This window comes from Mesorhizobium vachelliae, from assembly GCF_033977325.1.
In the GTDB taxonomy this organism is placed as follows: domain Bacteria; phylum Pseudomonadota; class Alphaproteobacteria; order Rhizobiales; family Rhizobiaceae; genus Mesorhizobium; species Mesorhizobium vachelliae.
The window spans coordinates 179617-193603 of the sequence record NZ_JAVIIR010000013.1 but is presented as its reverse complement, the minus strand read 5'-3'; the positions used below and the strand labels follow the sequence as shown (position 1 = coordinate 193603).

General features: G+C 64.7%; 15 protein-coding genes. 4 read left to right on the top strand and 11 right to left on the bottom strand.

The window, feature by feature from the left end:
• Positions 1 to 233: 233 nt before the first annotated feature.
• From RFM41_RS25370 to RFM41_RS25355, 4 genes are all read right to left on the bottom strand, one after another.
• Positions 234 to 1505 carry a DUF763 domain-containing protein gene (locus RFM41_RS25370; RefSeq protein ID WP_320251990.1) on the bottom strand — a complete coding sequence of 424 codons (1272 nt, stop codon included), beginning with the start codon at positions 1503 to 1505 and terminating at the stop codon, positions 234 to 236.
• Positions 1506 to 1644: 139 nt separating this feature from the next.
• On the bottom strand, positions 1645 to 1953 hold the full coding sequence (locus RFM41_RS25365) for a hypothetical protein (RefSeq protein ID WP_320251988.1): 309 nt from the start codon (positions 1951 to 1953) through the stop codon (positions 1645 to 1647).
• Between the two features lie 127 nt (positions 1954 to 2080).
• Positions 2081 to 2422, bottom strand: coding sequence for a hypothetical protein (locus RFM41_RS25360; protein WP_320251987.1), 342 nt, complete (start codon positions 2420 to 2422; stop codon positions 2081 to 2083).
• A gap of 174 nt (positions 2423 to 2596) precedes the next feature.
• Positions 2597 to 2905, bottom strand: a complete 309-nt coding sequence (locus RFM41_RS25355; RefSeq protein WP_320251985.1) for a hypothetical protein — start codon at positions 2903 to 2905, stop codon at positions 2597 to 2599.
• Positions 2906 to 3170: 265 nt separating this feature from the next.
• Between RFM41_RS25355 and RFM41_RS25350 the strand changes: the two genes are divergently transcribed.
• Entirely contained in the window at positions 3171 to 3524 is a 354-nt protein-coding gene (locus RFM41_RS25350; RefSeq protein WP_320251983.1) for a cupin domain-containing protein, read from the top strand.
• 298 nt (positions 3525 to 3822) lie between these two features.
• On the opposite strand, the gene RFM41_RS25345 is transcribed toward RFM41_RS25350, so the two are convergent.
• The 4 genes from RFM41_RS25345 to RFM41_RS25330 all read right to left on the bottom strand — a co-directional run bounded on the left by RFM41_RS25345 (position 3823) and on the right by RFM41_RS25330 (position 7425).
• Positions 3823 to 5811, bottom strand: coding sequence for an acyltransferase family protein (locus tag RFM41_RS25345; RefSeq protein WP_320251979.1), 1989 nt, complete (start codon positions 5809 to 5811; stop codon positions 3823 to 3825).
• Between the two features lie 224 nt (positions 5812 to 6035).
• Positions 6036 to 6257: an alkylphosphonate utilization protein gene (locus RFM41_RS25340; protein ID WP_040973723.1), complete on the bottom strand. Its 222-nt coding sequence runs from the start codon at positions 6255 to 6257 to the stop codon at positions 6036 to 6038.
• A 108-nt stretch (positions 6258 to 6365) separates the two neighbouring features.
• A complete protein-coding gene (locus RFM41_RS25335) occupies positions 6366 to 6848 on the bottom strand; it encodes a RidA family protein (protein ID WP_320251977.1) in 483 nt (160 codons plus the stop codon).
• Positions 6849 to 7203: 355 nt separating this feature from the next.
• Positions 7204 to 7425, bottom strand: coding sequence for a hypothetical protein (locus RFM41_RS25330; protein ID WP_320251975.1), 222 nt, complete (start codon positions 7423 to 7425; stop codon positions 7204 to 7206).
• 252 nt (positions 7426 to 7677) lie between these two features.
• Between RFM41_RS25330 and RFM41_RS25325 the strand changes: the two genes are divergently transcribed.
• The gene (locus tag RFM41_RS25325) at positions 7678 to 8613 is read left to right on the top strand and encodes a hypothetical protein (RefSeq protein WP_320251973.1); all 936 of its coding nucleotides are present in this window, start codon (positions 7678 to 7680) and stop codon (positions 8611 to 8613) included.
• A gap of 853 nt (positions 8614 to 9466) precedes the next feature.
• On the top strand, positions 9467 to 9850 hold the full coding sequence (locus RFM41_RS25320) for a hypothetical protein (RefSeq protein ID WP_320251971.1): 384 nt from the start codon (positions 9467 to 9469) through the stop codon (positions 9848 to 9850).
• Positions 9851 to 9870: 20 nt separating this feature from the next.
• On the opposite strand, the gene RFM41_RS25315 is transcribed toward RFM41_RS25320, so the two are convergent.
• Positions 9871 to 10017 (bottom strand): hypothetical protein, encoded by a 147-nt coding sequence (locus RFM41_RS25315; protein WP_320251969.1) that lies wholly within the window; start codon positions 10015 to 10017, stop codon positions 9871 to 9873.
• Between the two features lie 544 nt (positions 10018 to 10561).
• Positions 10562 to 11491 (bottom strand): LysR family transcriptional regulator, encoded by a 930-nt coding sequence (locus tag RFM41_RS25310; protein WP_320251968.1) that lies wholly within the window; start codon positions 11489 to 11491, stop codon positions 10562 to 10564.
• A gap of 133 nt (positions 11492 to 11624) precedes the next feature.
• Here RFM41_RS25310 and RFM41_RS25305 point away from each other — a divergent pair, with 133 nt between their 5' ends.
• Positions 11625 to 13061 (top strand): MFS transporter, encoded by a 1437-nt coding sequence (locus tag RFM41_RS25305; protein WP_320251967.1) that lies wholly within the window; start codon positions 11625 to 11627, stop codon positions 13059 to 13061.
• A 441-nt stretch (positions 13062 to 13502) separates the two neighbouring features.
• Here the strand turns inward: RFM41_RS25305 and RFM41_RS25300 are convergent, their stop codons facing one another.
• On the bottom strand, positions 13503 to 13742 hold the full coding sequence (locus tag RFM41_RS25300) for a hypothetical protein (protein WP_320251965.1): 240 nt from the start codon (positions 13740 to 13742) through the stop codon (positions 13503 to 13505).
• Between the last annotated feature and the right edge of the window lie 245 nt (positions 13743 to 13987).

Sequence of the window (13987 nt, the reverse complement as noted above, 5' to 3'; positions counted from 1 at the left end):
CGCCATTGGCAGCCCTGCGTCAAAATCTCCATGCCTTGCGACATCGTTGGCGTGAGCCACCACGAAAACGCAAGTTTCAGTCCATGCCAACACTATCTTAGCGCTTATGCCGTAAACGGGGCGAAGGGGAGGCGAGACGCCGGCGACAGCCATTTCTCCCGTTTACGGGGAGAAATGCCCGGCAGGGCAATGAGGGGCAGCGCTGACCTGCGAGGCTATTGTGGGCGAGCGCTTCAAGTGCCCTTCTTCAACTGCGCCGGGCCTTCACTTTTCTCCAGCGGCCCCTCCCACCCGAACACGCTGCGCCCGCCCAGCAAATGCGACTGGTCCATCTCGCCCGCCACAATCTCCTTCAAGCTCGGCCCCGTCACGTACCGCTCCACCCGGCGTGACTCCCCATCGAGACGCCTCAGCGCCTCCAACTCCTCGCCGCGTCCGAGCTTGGCCTTCCCCACCGCGGATTTCAGCACGCCGATCGTCTCGTCATAGACCTTCAGCGGCACGGGGAAGGGGTGGCGGTCCTTGCCGCCATGGGCGAGCGAGAAGCGCGCCGGGTCGGAGAAGCGGTAGGGCGCGCCATGCACCACTTCAGAGACCATGGCCAAAGCCCGCACCGTGCGCGGGCCGACGCCGGGGACGAGCAGCAGTTCCGGAAAATCCTTCGGGCCGCTTTCGATGGCCGAGGCGATGTTGCCGTGCAGGCGGCGCATGACGATGTCGCTCTCGCGCACGTCGTGATGCGCGGGCATGACGAGGTTGGGTAGCAGCGGCTGGGCGGCAGGCTCCGGTTCGGGTCTCGGTTCCAGCAAGGCAAGCTCGCTCAGGATCTTTTCCGGGCTCATGGTCTTCAGCAGCTCGACCTGGCCGCCGCGCGCTTTCTCGGCGCGATGGTCGGTAAGGTTGACGATCTGCCCTTGCGCCTCGCCCTCGATCGCCGCATGCGGCTGGTCGACGAAGCTTTTGAGCCCCTCCGACAGCCAGTGGTAGCGGCGGGCCTGGCGGGCGTCGCCGTTCATGCCTTGCTGCACCACCACCCAGCGCCCGTCATCGGCGACGATGAAGCCGTGCAGATAGAGGTCGTAGCCGTCCTGCACGGCGGCGCTGTCGACCTTGGCGACGAGCCTGCTGGCGGTGGCCAGGGCATCGCCGTCCAGGCCGGTGCGGTTGCCGATCGCCAGCAATTCGCCAGGCGTCTTGCGCGAATGCGCGCCGCGCCCGCCGCAGACATGGATGCCGAGCTCGCCGGACATCGGGTTCAGCCCACGCTTCAACGCGCCGATGACGGAAGTGGTGATGCCGGACGAATGCCAGTCCATGCCCATCACGGCGCCGAAGGACTGGAACCAGAAGGGATGCGCCAGGCGCCTGAGCAGCTCGTCGCGGCCGTAATGGTGGATGATCGCCTCGCACAGCACCGCGCCGAGCTTCGTCATGCGCTCGCCCAGCCATTTCGGGACCCGCCCGCCATGCAGTGGCAGGTCGGCGCTGCCGCTTCGCTGCGTCACCCTTTGTTCTCCTTGGAACCGGCGACTTAGATGGCATTTCGGCGGGGATTTGCAAGGCGTGGCGACTGGCTGATCTCCCCTTTGTGGGGCCCCACAATGGGGAGATCAGCCAGTCGCCGGCCTCGTCAACGCCTGCCACCTAGTACCTGTAATAGTACCTGTGGTGGTGCCGGTGATGGTAGTAGTGCCTATGGTGATACCGGTGATGGTAATAATAGTACCTGTGGTATCGGTAGTGCGGGTACACCATGTAGCCAGGGTAATAGTCGTCGTCGTAATAGTCGCGGTAGCCGCCGTAATACGGGCCGCCATAGAACGGGTAGGGCTCGTAGCCGCCAAAGGGCCCGAAGCCGAAGCCGAAGAACACATGCGGATGCGCGTCAGCCGGCGCGACCGTGGCCGCCGCCGCCGCAACGGCGATTGCAGAGGCAAGTAGAAGCTTTTTCATGGCAACCTCCTCCTGAAGGTTCACATTAACAACGCTTTACAAGCCGAAAAGCTGCCAAGTGGCTGTTGGCCTCGCGCGAAAATCACCGGGGTGTGAAGCCGCGCCTTCTTCCTGGCGGCGGATACAGCTAGCTGCAGACGCGCACCTGACGCGTGAACCGATGGTCATGGCTTCGGGTTGTCACCGCTTCGATCCGGCAATGGCGGTGGGCGTGCACCACGTTCGGCGGGGCAACATAGCTGCTGCCATCGTTACCGTAGGCCGGGCCGTAGCCGGGCCCGTCGTCCAGATAGGAGCCGCCCCAATAGGAGCCGTAGACCGGAACGGAGCCGTAGCTGTCGTAAAAGTCGCCGAAAGGGCCGTAGTCGAAATAACTGCCGCCGAGGAATACGTTGCCAGCATTCGCCGGCCCGACGATGGCAACCGCCGAGGTGAGGGCGATAACAGAGGCAAACAGGAACTTTTTCATGGCAACCTCCTCCTGAAGGTTCACCAATAATAACGTCCGGCACGCCGAAAAATTGCGCCGCAGCGCGCAATCAGCAACATTTGAGGACTTCGTGAGCGCTCGGAGCGGCCCACGCGCATGCCGAACGATAGCGCGGGGCGGGCGAAGCCGTTCCGCGCTATCCAACCCGGGCGGTTAGTAGTCGTTATAGTCGTTACCGCAGACGCGCACTCTTTCCAGCACGCGGTGGTGGTGGCGCCAGTGGCTCACCAGTTCGGTGCGGCAATTATGGCGGTAGCGCACCACATAGCCGCCATTGTCGTAGTCGTCATTGTAGACATGGCGATAATAACGGTGCGGGTAGTATCCGCCATAATCGTTGTAATAGCCGTCGTCATAGCCCGGACCGACGCCGATACCGAGTTGCACGCTGGCCGCGCTGGCCGGCGCGATCGCGAACGCCGAGGCGATGGCGATCATCGAAGCAAGCAGAAGCTTTTTCATCGCTGCCTCCTTGAGTTTCGAGGACGCCCCTTCGGAGAGTAAACGGTTTCGATCTGGCCGGTGTTCCGAGGAAAATGCGTGGCCCTATCTCCGCTTGCTCGGGGACGAGCCCGTTCGCACATGCAGCAAAACGCTCTCTTCCCTGCAAACAGCATATGGACTAGCGGAGAATAGCGCGTCGCGCTTTGTCGCATCGCCGCGTGCACCGCATGTCATCATCGGCTATGCCCTCGTCAGCCAATCCCGGCAATCGCAGGAGCATCCGATGACCAGACCCACCATCCTCAAATTCGGCGCCGTGGAGCACGCCGAGGCCGGCGACCTGCCGGGCTGGGTCGTCGTCGAGGGCAGGCCGACCATGCAGACGGCCGTGCAGCACACCACCGAGGACGGCAAGGTGATGTCCGGCACCAGGCGCGCCTCGCCCGGCACCTACCACGCCACCTACACGGACTACGAGTTCGTCCACATGATCGCCGGCCGCATCATCATTACGCCCGACGGCGGCGAGCCGGTCGAGGTCGGCCCCGGCGATGCTTTCGTGGTCGAGGCGGATTTCAAGGGGACGTGGAAAATCCTCGAGCCGGTGACGAAGCATTTCGTCGTTGCGGTGGGGTAGGGCGCCGACGCCGAAGCTGCTGATCTCCCTTGTGAGGGAGATGGCCGGCAGGCCAGAGGCGCGCGCTGTCCCGCCAACGTATCGAGGCTTGGGTTCCTCGCCCCCGCCAAAGGCGGGGGCGAGGTGGCCGCGAAGCGGACGGAGAGGGGGCTTTCGTAGGGCGCTCCCCTCTCCGTCTCGGCTTCGCCGCGCCACCTCTCCCCACATTCGTGGGGGCGAGGAACCTTGATCTGCAGCGCCGCGATCCTTCACGCCCCTCTGGCCTGCCGGCCATCTCCCCCTCGTGGGGGAAGATTAGCTACCTCCCCACCTTGGAAATCACCCTTTTCTCCACCTCCGGCTCCAGCGATTCCGCGAAGGGCGTGGCCAGATGATGCTGGTCGCGGAAGGCGAGCTTACCGTCGATGAAGACGTGGCAGGTGGTGGCGCTGCAGAAGCGGTCGGTGAGGTCGACGTAAGCTGCGTTGGGGATGCTGTCGACGATGTCGCGCTCCACCGCGGCCATCCGGTCATTGGCGGCATAGGCGCGCGTCTGGTCGCAGCGCGAGGGCGTTTCGTTCCGCCACAGCGCCCGCGCCACGCAGGTGTCGACATTTTCGTTGTTGAAGGGCACGTCGCGGATGAAGGCGACCTTGAGGCCGGCTCGGCTCAGGCTGGTGAGCGTTGAGCGAAGACCGGCCCGCCAGTCGGCGTCCTGGCTGTCCGTGGCGCCTTCGCGGCCCGCCATCTTGCGCCCGCTGGTCAGCGCCAGCTCCGAGATGACCACCAGCGCCGGCTTTGCCCCGATGATCTCCTTGATCGCCTGTTCGCGCCAGCGGTCGCATTCCGAGTAGGCGCGCTTGAGCTCGGACGACCAGACGCTGATGCGCGAGGCGCGGCAGGAATTCTTCAGCCACGTCACGACCTTGTAGCCGTTTTTCCGACCCGCCTCGATGAGCGGTGTCGACCAGTGGTCGGCGTGGGAATCGCCGAACAGAGCGATGACACGCTGTCCGTCGCCGAACACGCAAGGCGTCGGCGTCACGCTCTGGTAGTCCTGCACGCAGCCGGCCCTGGCCCGAGCTGTGGACGGTTCTGCGGCGCTCGCGGCGATAATGCGCTGCTGCGGATCGAGGTCGTGCACGGCGAGCCTCGCATTGCCATAAGCGGCTGCGACGCCGGTGCCGGTCAGGAGGAGGGCCGGCACCAGCGCCCGCGCCGCATTGGCCATCAGCCAGCCGTTGCGACGGATCGGGTTCTCGATGAGGTGGTAGCTGAGGGCAGACAGCGCCAGCGTCAGCGCAAGGCAGTAGAGCCGCTCGGCGGGCGTCAGTTCCGGCGCCAGCATGCCGGCATAGACTATGACCGGCCAATGCCAGAGATAGATCGAGTAGGAGAGCTTGCCGATCCATTGCAAAGGCGGCAGCGCCAGGGCGGCATTCACGCAGTTCCGTTTGGAATTGCGCAAACGGCCGTCCCTGGCGCCGGCCGCTCCCGCCTTGAGCAGAAGGACTGTGCCGACCACAGGCAAAAGCGCCAGAAAGCCGGGGAAGGGAGCGTCCTCGCTGAAGGTGAGATAAGCGACCCCGATCATCGCCAGTCCGGTCAGGCTTAACGCCCGCCCCAGCCGCGGGCGTTCCTGCAATAGCCGCGCCGGCACCATCGATGCGAGGCCGCCGGCGGCAAATTCCCATGCGCGCAGCGGCGAAAAGTAGAAGGCCCAGGGCTGCGAGACGCTCGTCAGCCAGGCGCAGAAGACGAAGGAGACGAGGCCTGCAATGCCGATCGCAACGACTATGCCGCGCTTGCCCGGTCTCACCCATGCGGCCAGCATCAGCAGCGCCGGCCAGGCGAGATAGAATTGCTCCTCGACCGACAGCGACCAGTAGTGAATGAACGGATTGCTGGTGGCGTCATTGGCGAAATAGTCGAACGACCAGCGGATCAGCCACAGATTGATCATATAGGCCGAGGCGAACATCGCGCCCTTGGAATAGAGCGCCTGTTCTTCCGGCGACAGGATGAGCGTGCCCGCGGCAAGCGTCGCGGCGATGACGAAAAGCGCGGCCGGCAGCAGGCGCCGCGCGCGCCGGGCATAGAAACGCAACAGATCAAGCCGGCCGGTGTCGGAGATCTCGGCGGCGAGATGACGGGTGATCAGGTAGCCCGAGATGACGAAGAAGATGTCGACCCCGGCAAAGCCGCCGGGCAGCGCGGTCAGGCCGAAATGGTAGGCGACGACGCCCGCCACGGCCAGCGCCCGTAATCCTTCGATGTCGGGTCGGAAATCCTGTGCCGATGCTGACACGAATACGAACCTCGCAATGCTCGTCCGTATCCCGCCTGCCGCAAAGCCTCGTCCCTACGCTCTGATATCGCAATGCAACAAATCTAACGCAGTGCAACATAAGGGGAGGTGGACAGGGCCGGCGGCGGCGCCGAAGCCGCCGGTTTCCTTATGGGGGATAGCCGTCGCCAGCGTAGCTCAGATCGCCAGTGCCACGCAGAAATCCGCTCGACCCGGCCCCACAATCACGCCTTCTTCAGGAACTCCGTCTTCAGCACCAGGCCCTTCACCTGCTTTGTGTTGCATTCGATCTCGCCGGGATTGCCGTTGAGGCGGATGTTCTTGACCAGCGTGCCGCGCTTGATCGTCTCGGACGTGCCTTTGACCTTGAGGTCCTTGATCAGGGTCACGGAGTCGCCATCCTTCAGCGGCGTGCCGTTGCTGTCTTTTACGATAACGTCTGTCATGGCGGATCTTTCATCGGTTGGATGGCCTGCGCCCGCGTATCGCGCCGACCACGGCCTGGTCAAGCGGGCTGGAGCTGACCATCTGGCTTGAAAGGGGAGCTGTGACGCTCACCTCCCAATCATCACCTCGGCCTCGATCTCGACCGGGAAATTCAAGGGCAGGGCGGCAACGCCTATTGCCGTGCGGGCGTGGCGGCCGATCTCCGGTCCGAAGACCTCGAGGATGAGTTCCGAGAAGCCGTTCATCACCGCCGGCGTCTCGGTGTAGCGCAATGCCGAATTGACCATGCCGTGCACGCGGCACCAGCCGGTGATCCGGTCGAGGCTGCCGAGCTCGCGTTTCAGGCTGCCAAGCATCGACAGCCCGACCTTGCGGGCCGAGCCCCGCGCCTCCTCCATCGACATACTCTCGCCGACGGCGCCGAACGGGCCGGCTAGCGAGCCGTTCGGCTCTTGCGGCCCATGGCCGGAGATATAGGCGCGGTCGCCGCGCACATTCACCCAGGGAAAAGGCACCACCATGCCTGGCGGCAGTTTCAGCGGCGGTGGCAGCACGATGCCGAGCGCGGCAAGCTTTTCGTCGGCACCCATGGCACGGCCTCCCTTCCCGCACAGCGCCATTGCGGCGTCGCGGCCGAGCTTTTCGGTTCGCCGGCCATTCGTCAAGAACGGCTTGGATCTGCAGAAGAATGATCGGGGTGACTGCCGGAAGCCTTGCCCGCGCGGACCGTGACCTCGCGATCCGCGCGGGAAGGCGCCGCCCCCGCCGGCGGCGCCAGGTCCCCAGCCCTCGGGTTGGCTGGGTGGCTGTTGGTTTGGCCCTCCGGCCGCTGCTTTTTCCCCGCCGATCCCATATGGCGAACCGGCTATGGGTCCACTGGAATGGCTACCTTTTGTCTTAGGCGGTCGCGGACCAAAACCGCCGAGCGCAGATCCGGGAATTGCTCTAGAAATGAAGGTCCAGCGGCTGCGGATAGGCTTGGCCAGGGTCGGCGGCCTTCGAAGCCAGGTCCGCCGAGGGCACTATGCCGCCGGTGGCCGTCTGATCGAGCGGCGGCCGGCTTTTCTCGTGGCTGGTCTTTGTCTCGGTCAGGAGGATTTTTGTTTTGGCCTCGGCGGCTTGCGACAGCGCAAGCGCCAAGACAAGCGCGGATAGAACGAGTTTCATGACAGCTCCCCAGTATTTGTCCCAAATGCATTCATCCCGGGGAGACCCTAGCGCCGGTCGCCAGGTCGCAAAGACGGCGCGCGTGGAATATCGTGGAATTCTTTGGATTTCCTGCGACATTAGGAAATGGAAATAAGGTAGCCGGCAATGGAGACTGTTTGCCGGCGACCCGAATGAAATCGTGGGCAGTTCGCCTATTCCCGCCAAATGCCGAAACGCTCTGGCGGCGAAAGGCGTTGAGGGGCTTGTGGCATGGCGCAGCACATCGCGCAAAAATTGAGGCTGACTTCGGCCTTGCTGGGCACGGTGACCCGCAAGGATCTCGCGGCGGCGTTCCGCGCCGTCAATCCCAGAACGGCATTTGATCTCGGCCGTGCCGACAAGTGGCTGCAAGGTCGGGCCCATCCGCGCGAGGTCAGCGTCTATGACGACTGGGCGAAGCTGCTGCAGCTGGAACAGCCCGGCGCGTGGATCGCCGAAAGCGATCTGCCGAGCTTCACCGCCGCCATTTGCGCCCGTCACGGCATGGACCGGGGCGCGCTCGAACGGCTCGCCGCGCAGCAGTTCGAGGCAGCCTCCGCGCATGACGACCGCGCCCAGAGCATAGCGCTGATCGGAAGCTATGCCTGCTATTCGCGTGCCTGGTCGCCCTACTATCGCGGCCAGCTTATCAAGGGCAGCCTGTCGATCGAAGGGGGACCTGGTGTGCACGGCCTCACCGCCCATTACCGCGAGGCCTTGCCGACCGGCCAGCTCGTTCTGGGTGGCCCCGTGACGCCCGCGAAGCGCGGCCTGTACGTCCATGTCAGGGAGGTCGGCGGCGATGCCCAGTTCTTCTTCAGCCTGTTCCCTCAATCACAACCGGGCAGCGTGCTTGGCGGCTATATGTGCGGCACAGCCATCATCGGTCCGGAGGCGCAGCCTTCGTTTACCCGGATCCTCATGGTGCGCCTGCGCGATCCGGTGCCCGGCGCCTCCGCATGGGGAGGGTATCTGCTTCCGCAGGGATCGATCGCCGCCGACCTTGCAGCGCTCGGCATCACCATCGAGCATCCGGAAACTGTCGACCGGCTGGTCGGCCGGTTCCTCGGAGCCGACGGCGAGGGCGACGCCGGCCAGATCCCGCCGGCCGAGTTCCGCGCTATCCTGGACGTATTCGACCGCCACTGGCTGCGGCACGCCGGCTAACCCGGGACCGTCGCAAGATATCGGAGAACGGCAGCGGATGTTGCAGGTAAGCTACAGCCCGTATGCATTCGGTTGTAGTCAGCCCTTACGGCACGTCGATCACGCGAATGTTCTTGACGCGAATCCGATTCGGGTTTCCGCTGCCGGCGTGAAAACTGGGCAAGGGGTTTCCCATGAAGAAGACTTACGAGAAGCCGGTACTGTCGAAGCGCCAGAAGCTGTCGAGCGTCGTCGCGGCCGTCGCCTCGAACCCGGCGCCGTAACATAGGCGTACCGACGACATTGGCTGGCGCGCCTGTCGGCTTGCCAGCCAAATTTTACCTGTTCGCCAAATTTCTGGCTCGCCAGATTTTTGAGCTCGCTTGACGCGGCCGGCGCCGGACATATGTTGCTGTCCTGATCTCATCGCCCGGGCCGAGACAGCCGATGACGAAGCCATACTGCAAACCGACGCTTGCCAGACGTGACAGGCTTTCCGCCGTGACAGCTGCCACACCAAACTCGGGCTTCTCATTCTGATATCCCGAGAGCCGGGGTCGACGAACGCGCCGACCAGCAGTCTTAAGGCCGGCAGTTTCGAGGACATCGGTTTTTGAAGCTGGAAGCCAAGCCTGGCCAGGAGCGGGCGGTACACTGCGCAGGTGCCCGCCCGTCCGGCGCCGCCGCCAAGCTGCTGAAACCCCGTCCGTCCCCAACAGCAACGGTCATGGCGTGACCAGTGGTTGCGGAGTGCCATTGGCGCGGGGTCCTGTCAACGCCGCCGCCGAGCGGTCCGGGAGCGTCCTTTTAGCCGCCTTTTCGTGTCCGAAGCACGCATTGCAGGCATCCTGGACCCCATGCGAAGAGCCGCGAAATGGCGGAATTCCGGGCTTTTCCGATATCCGGCAGGCCGCGCCGCACATATATGCTTATCTGCTTGAATAAGCTGATTTTTCGCTGGCCGGCTTGTCCCTTCGATCCCGACTTTTTTTGGGCGCAAATCCGGCGGTGCAGCATTGGCGTCCTGCGACGAGGGGTTTTCCTGGAAAGCGGTATCGGACGCATCTGTGAGCCGTTTCATGATCCGCTCATGAAAGACGTGCTAGAATGTCGCCAGCGAATGGGGGAAGTTGCGATGGCCAATCGGTTGTTCGACGTTCTTGCCAGACGGCGGTCATGGCTGGATCGGGTCGCATTGGGGCTGCTTGTCTTCCTGGCGACCCTGGTAGCGGCGCTGATGGGCGGCGCCAGTGCCTAACGTGCCACGGAGCGGGCGCCCTATTTTCTTTGTCCGATCGCCTTGAATTCGAAGATCGCGGGCCTGAGCTTCGCTGGCCGCGGCCGCTCGGTGAGGTCGACGACACGGACCCATCTGTCGGCGCCGGCGCGCAAGGTGACTTTCTGGCCGAGCGCCTTCTCGGCCACCTCGAAAGGTGTCTTGGCTTCTGTCGAATGGATCGCGACGACGGTTTCGCCGTTACGTTTTCATGCGCGTATCCAGGGCGCCCGCCGCTTCGCTTCCCGCGCGACATCTTTATATTAGAAACAACGCATATAATTCAAGATCCGATTGTCGTGCCGGGCAAGCCGGCTGGGGTTCAGCGCTCTACGGCAGAGGGTGTACCGTAGCCGCGCAGGCCGGTTCCGTTGCAGCCCTGGCAGGAAACCCGCTGACCTGGGCAATTGTCGCGCAATGCCCCAGAGAGGCAGCACGTGCCGTTCGACGCCACCTGCTTCTCGCACTCGAACACCTTGCCGGCGCCCAGGCACCGGGGGCAGGTGAACTTCCTGAATTCGATCAAAGGGAGCCTCCGGCTGTTTCACAGGCGCCCGGCAACGCGCTGACAGTGTCGCGGGTTCCATCACAGACACGGTTTGTCCTGCGTACTGCAATATAAGTCAGTAGATGCTAACGTTATGGGGATATCGCCTGCAACGCGCGGTTGGTTCGGTGATGTTGCGGCGGGCATCAGGGCATCGGTTTCTCGCCCCCGTGAGATGGGGGAGAGGACAGGCGACACGCCTCTTTCACCAGCCCGCGCAGCCAGCGATGCGCCGGATCAGCCTCGAGCCTCGGATGCCACAGAAGCGAGATCGTCAGCGCAGCGAGTTTCACCGGCAGCGCGAAGGTGAACAGGCCCTCGCGCAATATGCCGGTATAGCGCTCCGGCACGGTGGCGATGAGATCGGAGCCGCGCGCCAGGGCCAGCGCCTCGGCAAAGCCGCCGACCACGGTCGTAACTTTCCGCGTCAGCCCGGCTAGCTCCAGGGCGTCGTCCACCGGGCCGCGATCCAAGCCGCGGCGCGAGATCAATATGTGCCGGCCGGCGGCGAAGCGGGTGGTGGTAATGCGGCCTTCGCTTAACGGATGGCCGGCGCGCACGACGCCGACGAAGCGGTCGCGGAACAGCGCCTGCACGCGCACCTCCGGCCCGGTCGAGCCGCCGACCACGCCGGTTTCCAGATCGACCGTGCCCTCGCGCATCGGGCCGCTGTCCTTGTCGGGCTTGGGCACGAAGCGCAATTGCACGCCCGGCGCTTCTTCAGCCACGCGGGCCAGCAGCGCCGGGCCGAAATTCTCTACGAAACCGTCACTGTTGCGCAGCGTGAAGCTACGGGTGAGCCGCGTGAGGTCGAGCCGCTCGACCGGCCGCAGCACCGCTTCTGCCTCCTTCACCAGTCGGCCGACGTCGGAGCTCAATTCGATGGCGCGCGGCGTCGGCACCAGGCCCCGCCCGGCGCGCACCAGGAGCGGATCGCCGGTCGCTTCGCGCGACCTTGCCAGGGCCCGGCTCATCGCCGAGGGGCTGAGCTTCAGCCGCCGCGCCGCCCTGGCGACGCTGCCTTCGGCAAGCAGCACATCCAGCGTGACGAGCAGGTTGAGATCGGGTCGCGACATGGCGCGACCTTAGCACGGATCCGTCAAAGAGACATGGCGTCTGATGCACTGTTCAAGTGCAAATGCTGCATATTTCGCCATGTCGCCGGCACGCTTATCTTCCCGGCAGGTTCGAAACGACGGAGAAGAGATCATGGCCGACATTGCCGAAACACGAGCTGCGCCTGGAAGCCATTCGACGGTGGGCGCGCTGGCCAGCCTGTCCTTGGCCATGCTCGTCTCCTCGCTCGGCACCAGCGTCGCCAATGTCGCGCTGCCGACGCTGAGCGTGGCCTTCGCTGCGTCCTTTGCGGCAGTGCAATGGGTGGTGCTGGCCTATCTGCTCGCCATCACGATGCTCATCGTCAGCGTCGGGAGGCTCGGCGATCTGGTCGGCCGCCGGCCGCTGCTCATCGCCGGCCTCGCGCTATTCGGAGCCGCCTCGTTCGCCGCGGCGCTCGCGCCGTCGCTGGCGCTGCTGGTCGCCGCGCGCGCCGCGCAAGGACTGGGCGCTGCCGTGATGATGGCGCTGACGATCGCCTTCGTCGGCGAGACGGTGCCGAAGGAGCGCACCGGCAGCGCCATGGGCCTGCTCGGCACCATGTCAGCGATCGGCACGGCGCTCGGGCCTTCGCTCGGCGGCGTGCTGATCGCCGCGCTCGGCTGGCGCTCGATCTTCCTCATCAACGCCGGGCTCGGCGCCGTTGCCCTGCTTGCCGCCTGGCGCTTCCTGCCGGGCGACAAGGGGGAGGGCATCAACCACCGGGGGACGAAGGGAGCCGCGCGCTTCGATACGCTGGGCACGCTGCTGCTGGCCGTCACGCTTGCCGCCTATGCGCTGGCGATGACCATGGGGCGCGGCCATTTCGGCGGCCTGAACATGGTGCTGCTCGGCACGGCCATGGTGGGCACGGGGCTGTTCTTTATTGTCGAGGCCAAGGTGGCGTCTCCCCTGGTCAAGCTCGCGCTGTTGCGCGACCCGGTGCTGGCGCCCAGCCTCGCCGCGAACGCGCTGGTCTCGACAGTGATGATGGCGACGCTCGTCGTCGGCCCTTTCTTCCTGTCGCGGGCGCTGGGTCTGAGCGAAGCGGCGACCGGCGCCGTGCTGTCGATCGGGCCCGTGGTCTCGGCGTTCTGCGGCGTCATTGCCGGGCGTGTCGTCGACCGCCTCGGCGCCGCGGCGATGGTGGTTGCCGGGCTGGCGCTGATGGCCGCCGGCTGCGTCGCGCTCGCCGCGTTGCCAGGCCTCTTCGGCGTTGCCGGCTACGCGGCGGCGATCATTGTGCTCACGCCGGGCTACCAGCTCTTCCAGGCGGCCAACAACACTGCCGTCATGGCCGGCGTCGACAGGAGCGAGCGCGGCGTGGTGTCGGGCATGCTGAGCCTCTCGCGCAATCTCGGGCTCGTCACCGGCACGGCGTTGATGGGCGCGGTATTCTCCTTCGCCGTGGGCACGAAAGATGTCGCGGCAGCGCCGCCGGCAGCCGTTGCGCACGGGATGGGACTGACCTTTGCGGTGGCGGCTGGGCAGGTCGCGGCTGCAATGATGATTGCGTTTGCTGGCGATTGGAGAGAGCGCCGCAGCGTGTGATCTCAGGAGCCCGGCCTGCGCCTCCGACACAGGATGCAGACCGGGCCGATGCCCGGCTGGAGGGGACATCGCCAGCAAATACACGCGTCAGAAGTGAGAAGTGTGGGCATTGTCACTCAGGCCATTGCATGGCTGGGCTATAACGTCTCCGCAGGCAGGGCGATTGGCGGATAGCGGTTCTGCCGGACTCTTGAGTTGGCGTGGGAGGTCGAAGCGATGCATGAGATGTGGTGGCGGCGCCGGGAACCTCAGCCTCTGATTCCGGAGCCTGAACTTCGATTTATGATGAAGCTCGGGCGTCTGGAACGCGACGAGGCAATGAGATTGCTGGGGCGATATCGTGGGGACCGCGAGGCGGCATACGCCGAGTTGAGGACGCGCGATCTCGTCAGGGAACGCAACGCTCGGTCTCACTGACCAGTTCATGCTGCCCTTTGCAGCTCACAGCCCGAGTGTCCAACCGGCCGCCATTTGAATTTTCCTGACTTGCCTGAATGGCGCAGCGACGATGGTCGGCGAATGGGTGGCCTCAACGAAAGCGGCTGCGGCCATCTCGACGGCATCGGCGGAATGGTCGACCTTGTCGAGGCGCTTCACCACGCGGTCATGAAGCATCGACAGCCTTGCGGCTCGGTGGAGATCGGCGCGGCTCTCGCCGTTCATATCGAGGGGTGCGAACATAACCATCCCCACAAACGGCGACGCCGAGCACTTGTTCCTATCGGTCCGTGCGACAACGATGCGTCGGGATGGTTTCGTGGTCAAAAATGCTTCCGCGATCACGTAATTTCGCAGCCGCTCGTGGGGTCTATCTTTGGCTGGCGGCGGTGCCCATTCCGCCTTCAGCCGGGGCCTCGGCCACCCCAACGAACCCCCACCCACCGCGGCTCCGGCTTCACTCATTGCGTCCTCAAGCCTTCACCGGC

Coding starts and splice junctions, on each gene's coding strand:
- RFM41_RS25365 (WP_320251988.1), bottom strand. CDS start 1,953: ATGAAAAAGCTTCTACTTGCCTCTGCAATCGCCGTTGCGGCGGCGGCG.
- RFM41_RS25340 (WP_040973723.1), bottom strand. CDS start 6,257: ATGACAGACGTTATCGTAAAAGACAGCAACGGCACGCCGCTGAAGGAT.
- RFM41_RS25300 (WP_320251965.1), bottom strand. CDS start 13,742: ATGTTCGCACCCCTCGATATGAACGGCGAGAGCCGCGCCGATCTCCAC.
- RFM41_RS25360 (WP_320251987.1), bottom strand. CDS start 2,422: ATGAAAAAGTTCCTGTTTGCCTCTGTTATCGCCCTCACCTCGGCGGTT.
- RFM41_RS25350 (WP_320251983.1), top strand. CDS start 3,171: ATGACCAGACCCACCATCCTCAAATTCGGCGCCGTGGAGCACGCCGAG.
- RFM41_RS25325 (WP_320251973.1), top strand. CDS start 7,678: ATGGCGCAGCACATCGCGCAAAAATTGAGGCTGACTTCGGCCTTGCTG.
- RFM41_RS25305 (WP_320251967.1), top strand. CDS start 11,625: ATGGCCGACATTGCCGAAACACGAGCTGCGCCTGGAAGCCATTCGACG.
- RFM41_RS25320 (WP_320251971.1), top strand. CDS start 9,467: ATGGCGGAATTCCGGGCTTTTCCGATATCCGGCAGGCCGCGCCGCACA.
- RFM41_RS25355 (WP_320251985.1), bottom strand. CDS start 2,905: ATGAAAAAGCTTCTGCTTGCTTCGATGATCGCCATCGCCTCGGCGTTC.
- RFM41_RS25330 (WP_320251975.1), bottom strand. CDS start 7,425: ATGAAACTCGTTCTATCCGCGCTTGTCTTGGCGCTTGCGCTGTCGCAA.
- RFM41_RS25335 (WP_320251977.1), bottom strand. CDS start 6,848: ATGGGTGCCGACGAAAAGCTTGCCGCGCTCGGCATCGTGCTGCCACCG.
- RFM41_RS25310 (WP_320251968.1), bottom strand. CDS start 11,491: ATGTCGCGACCCGATCTCAACCTGCTCGTCACGCTGGATGTGCTGCTT.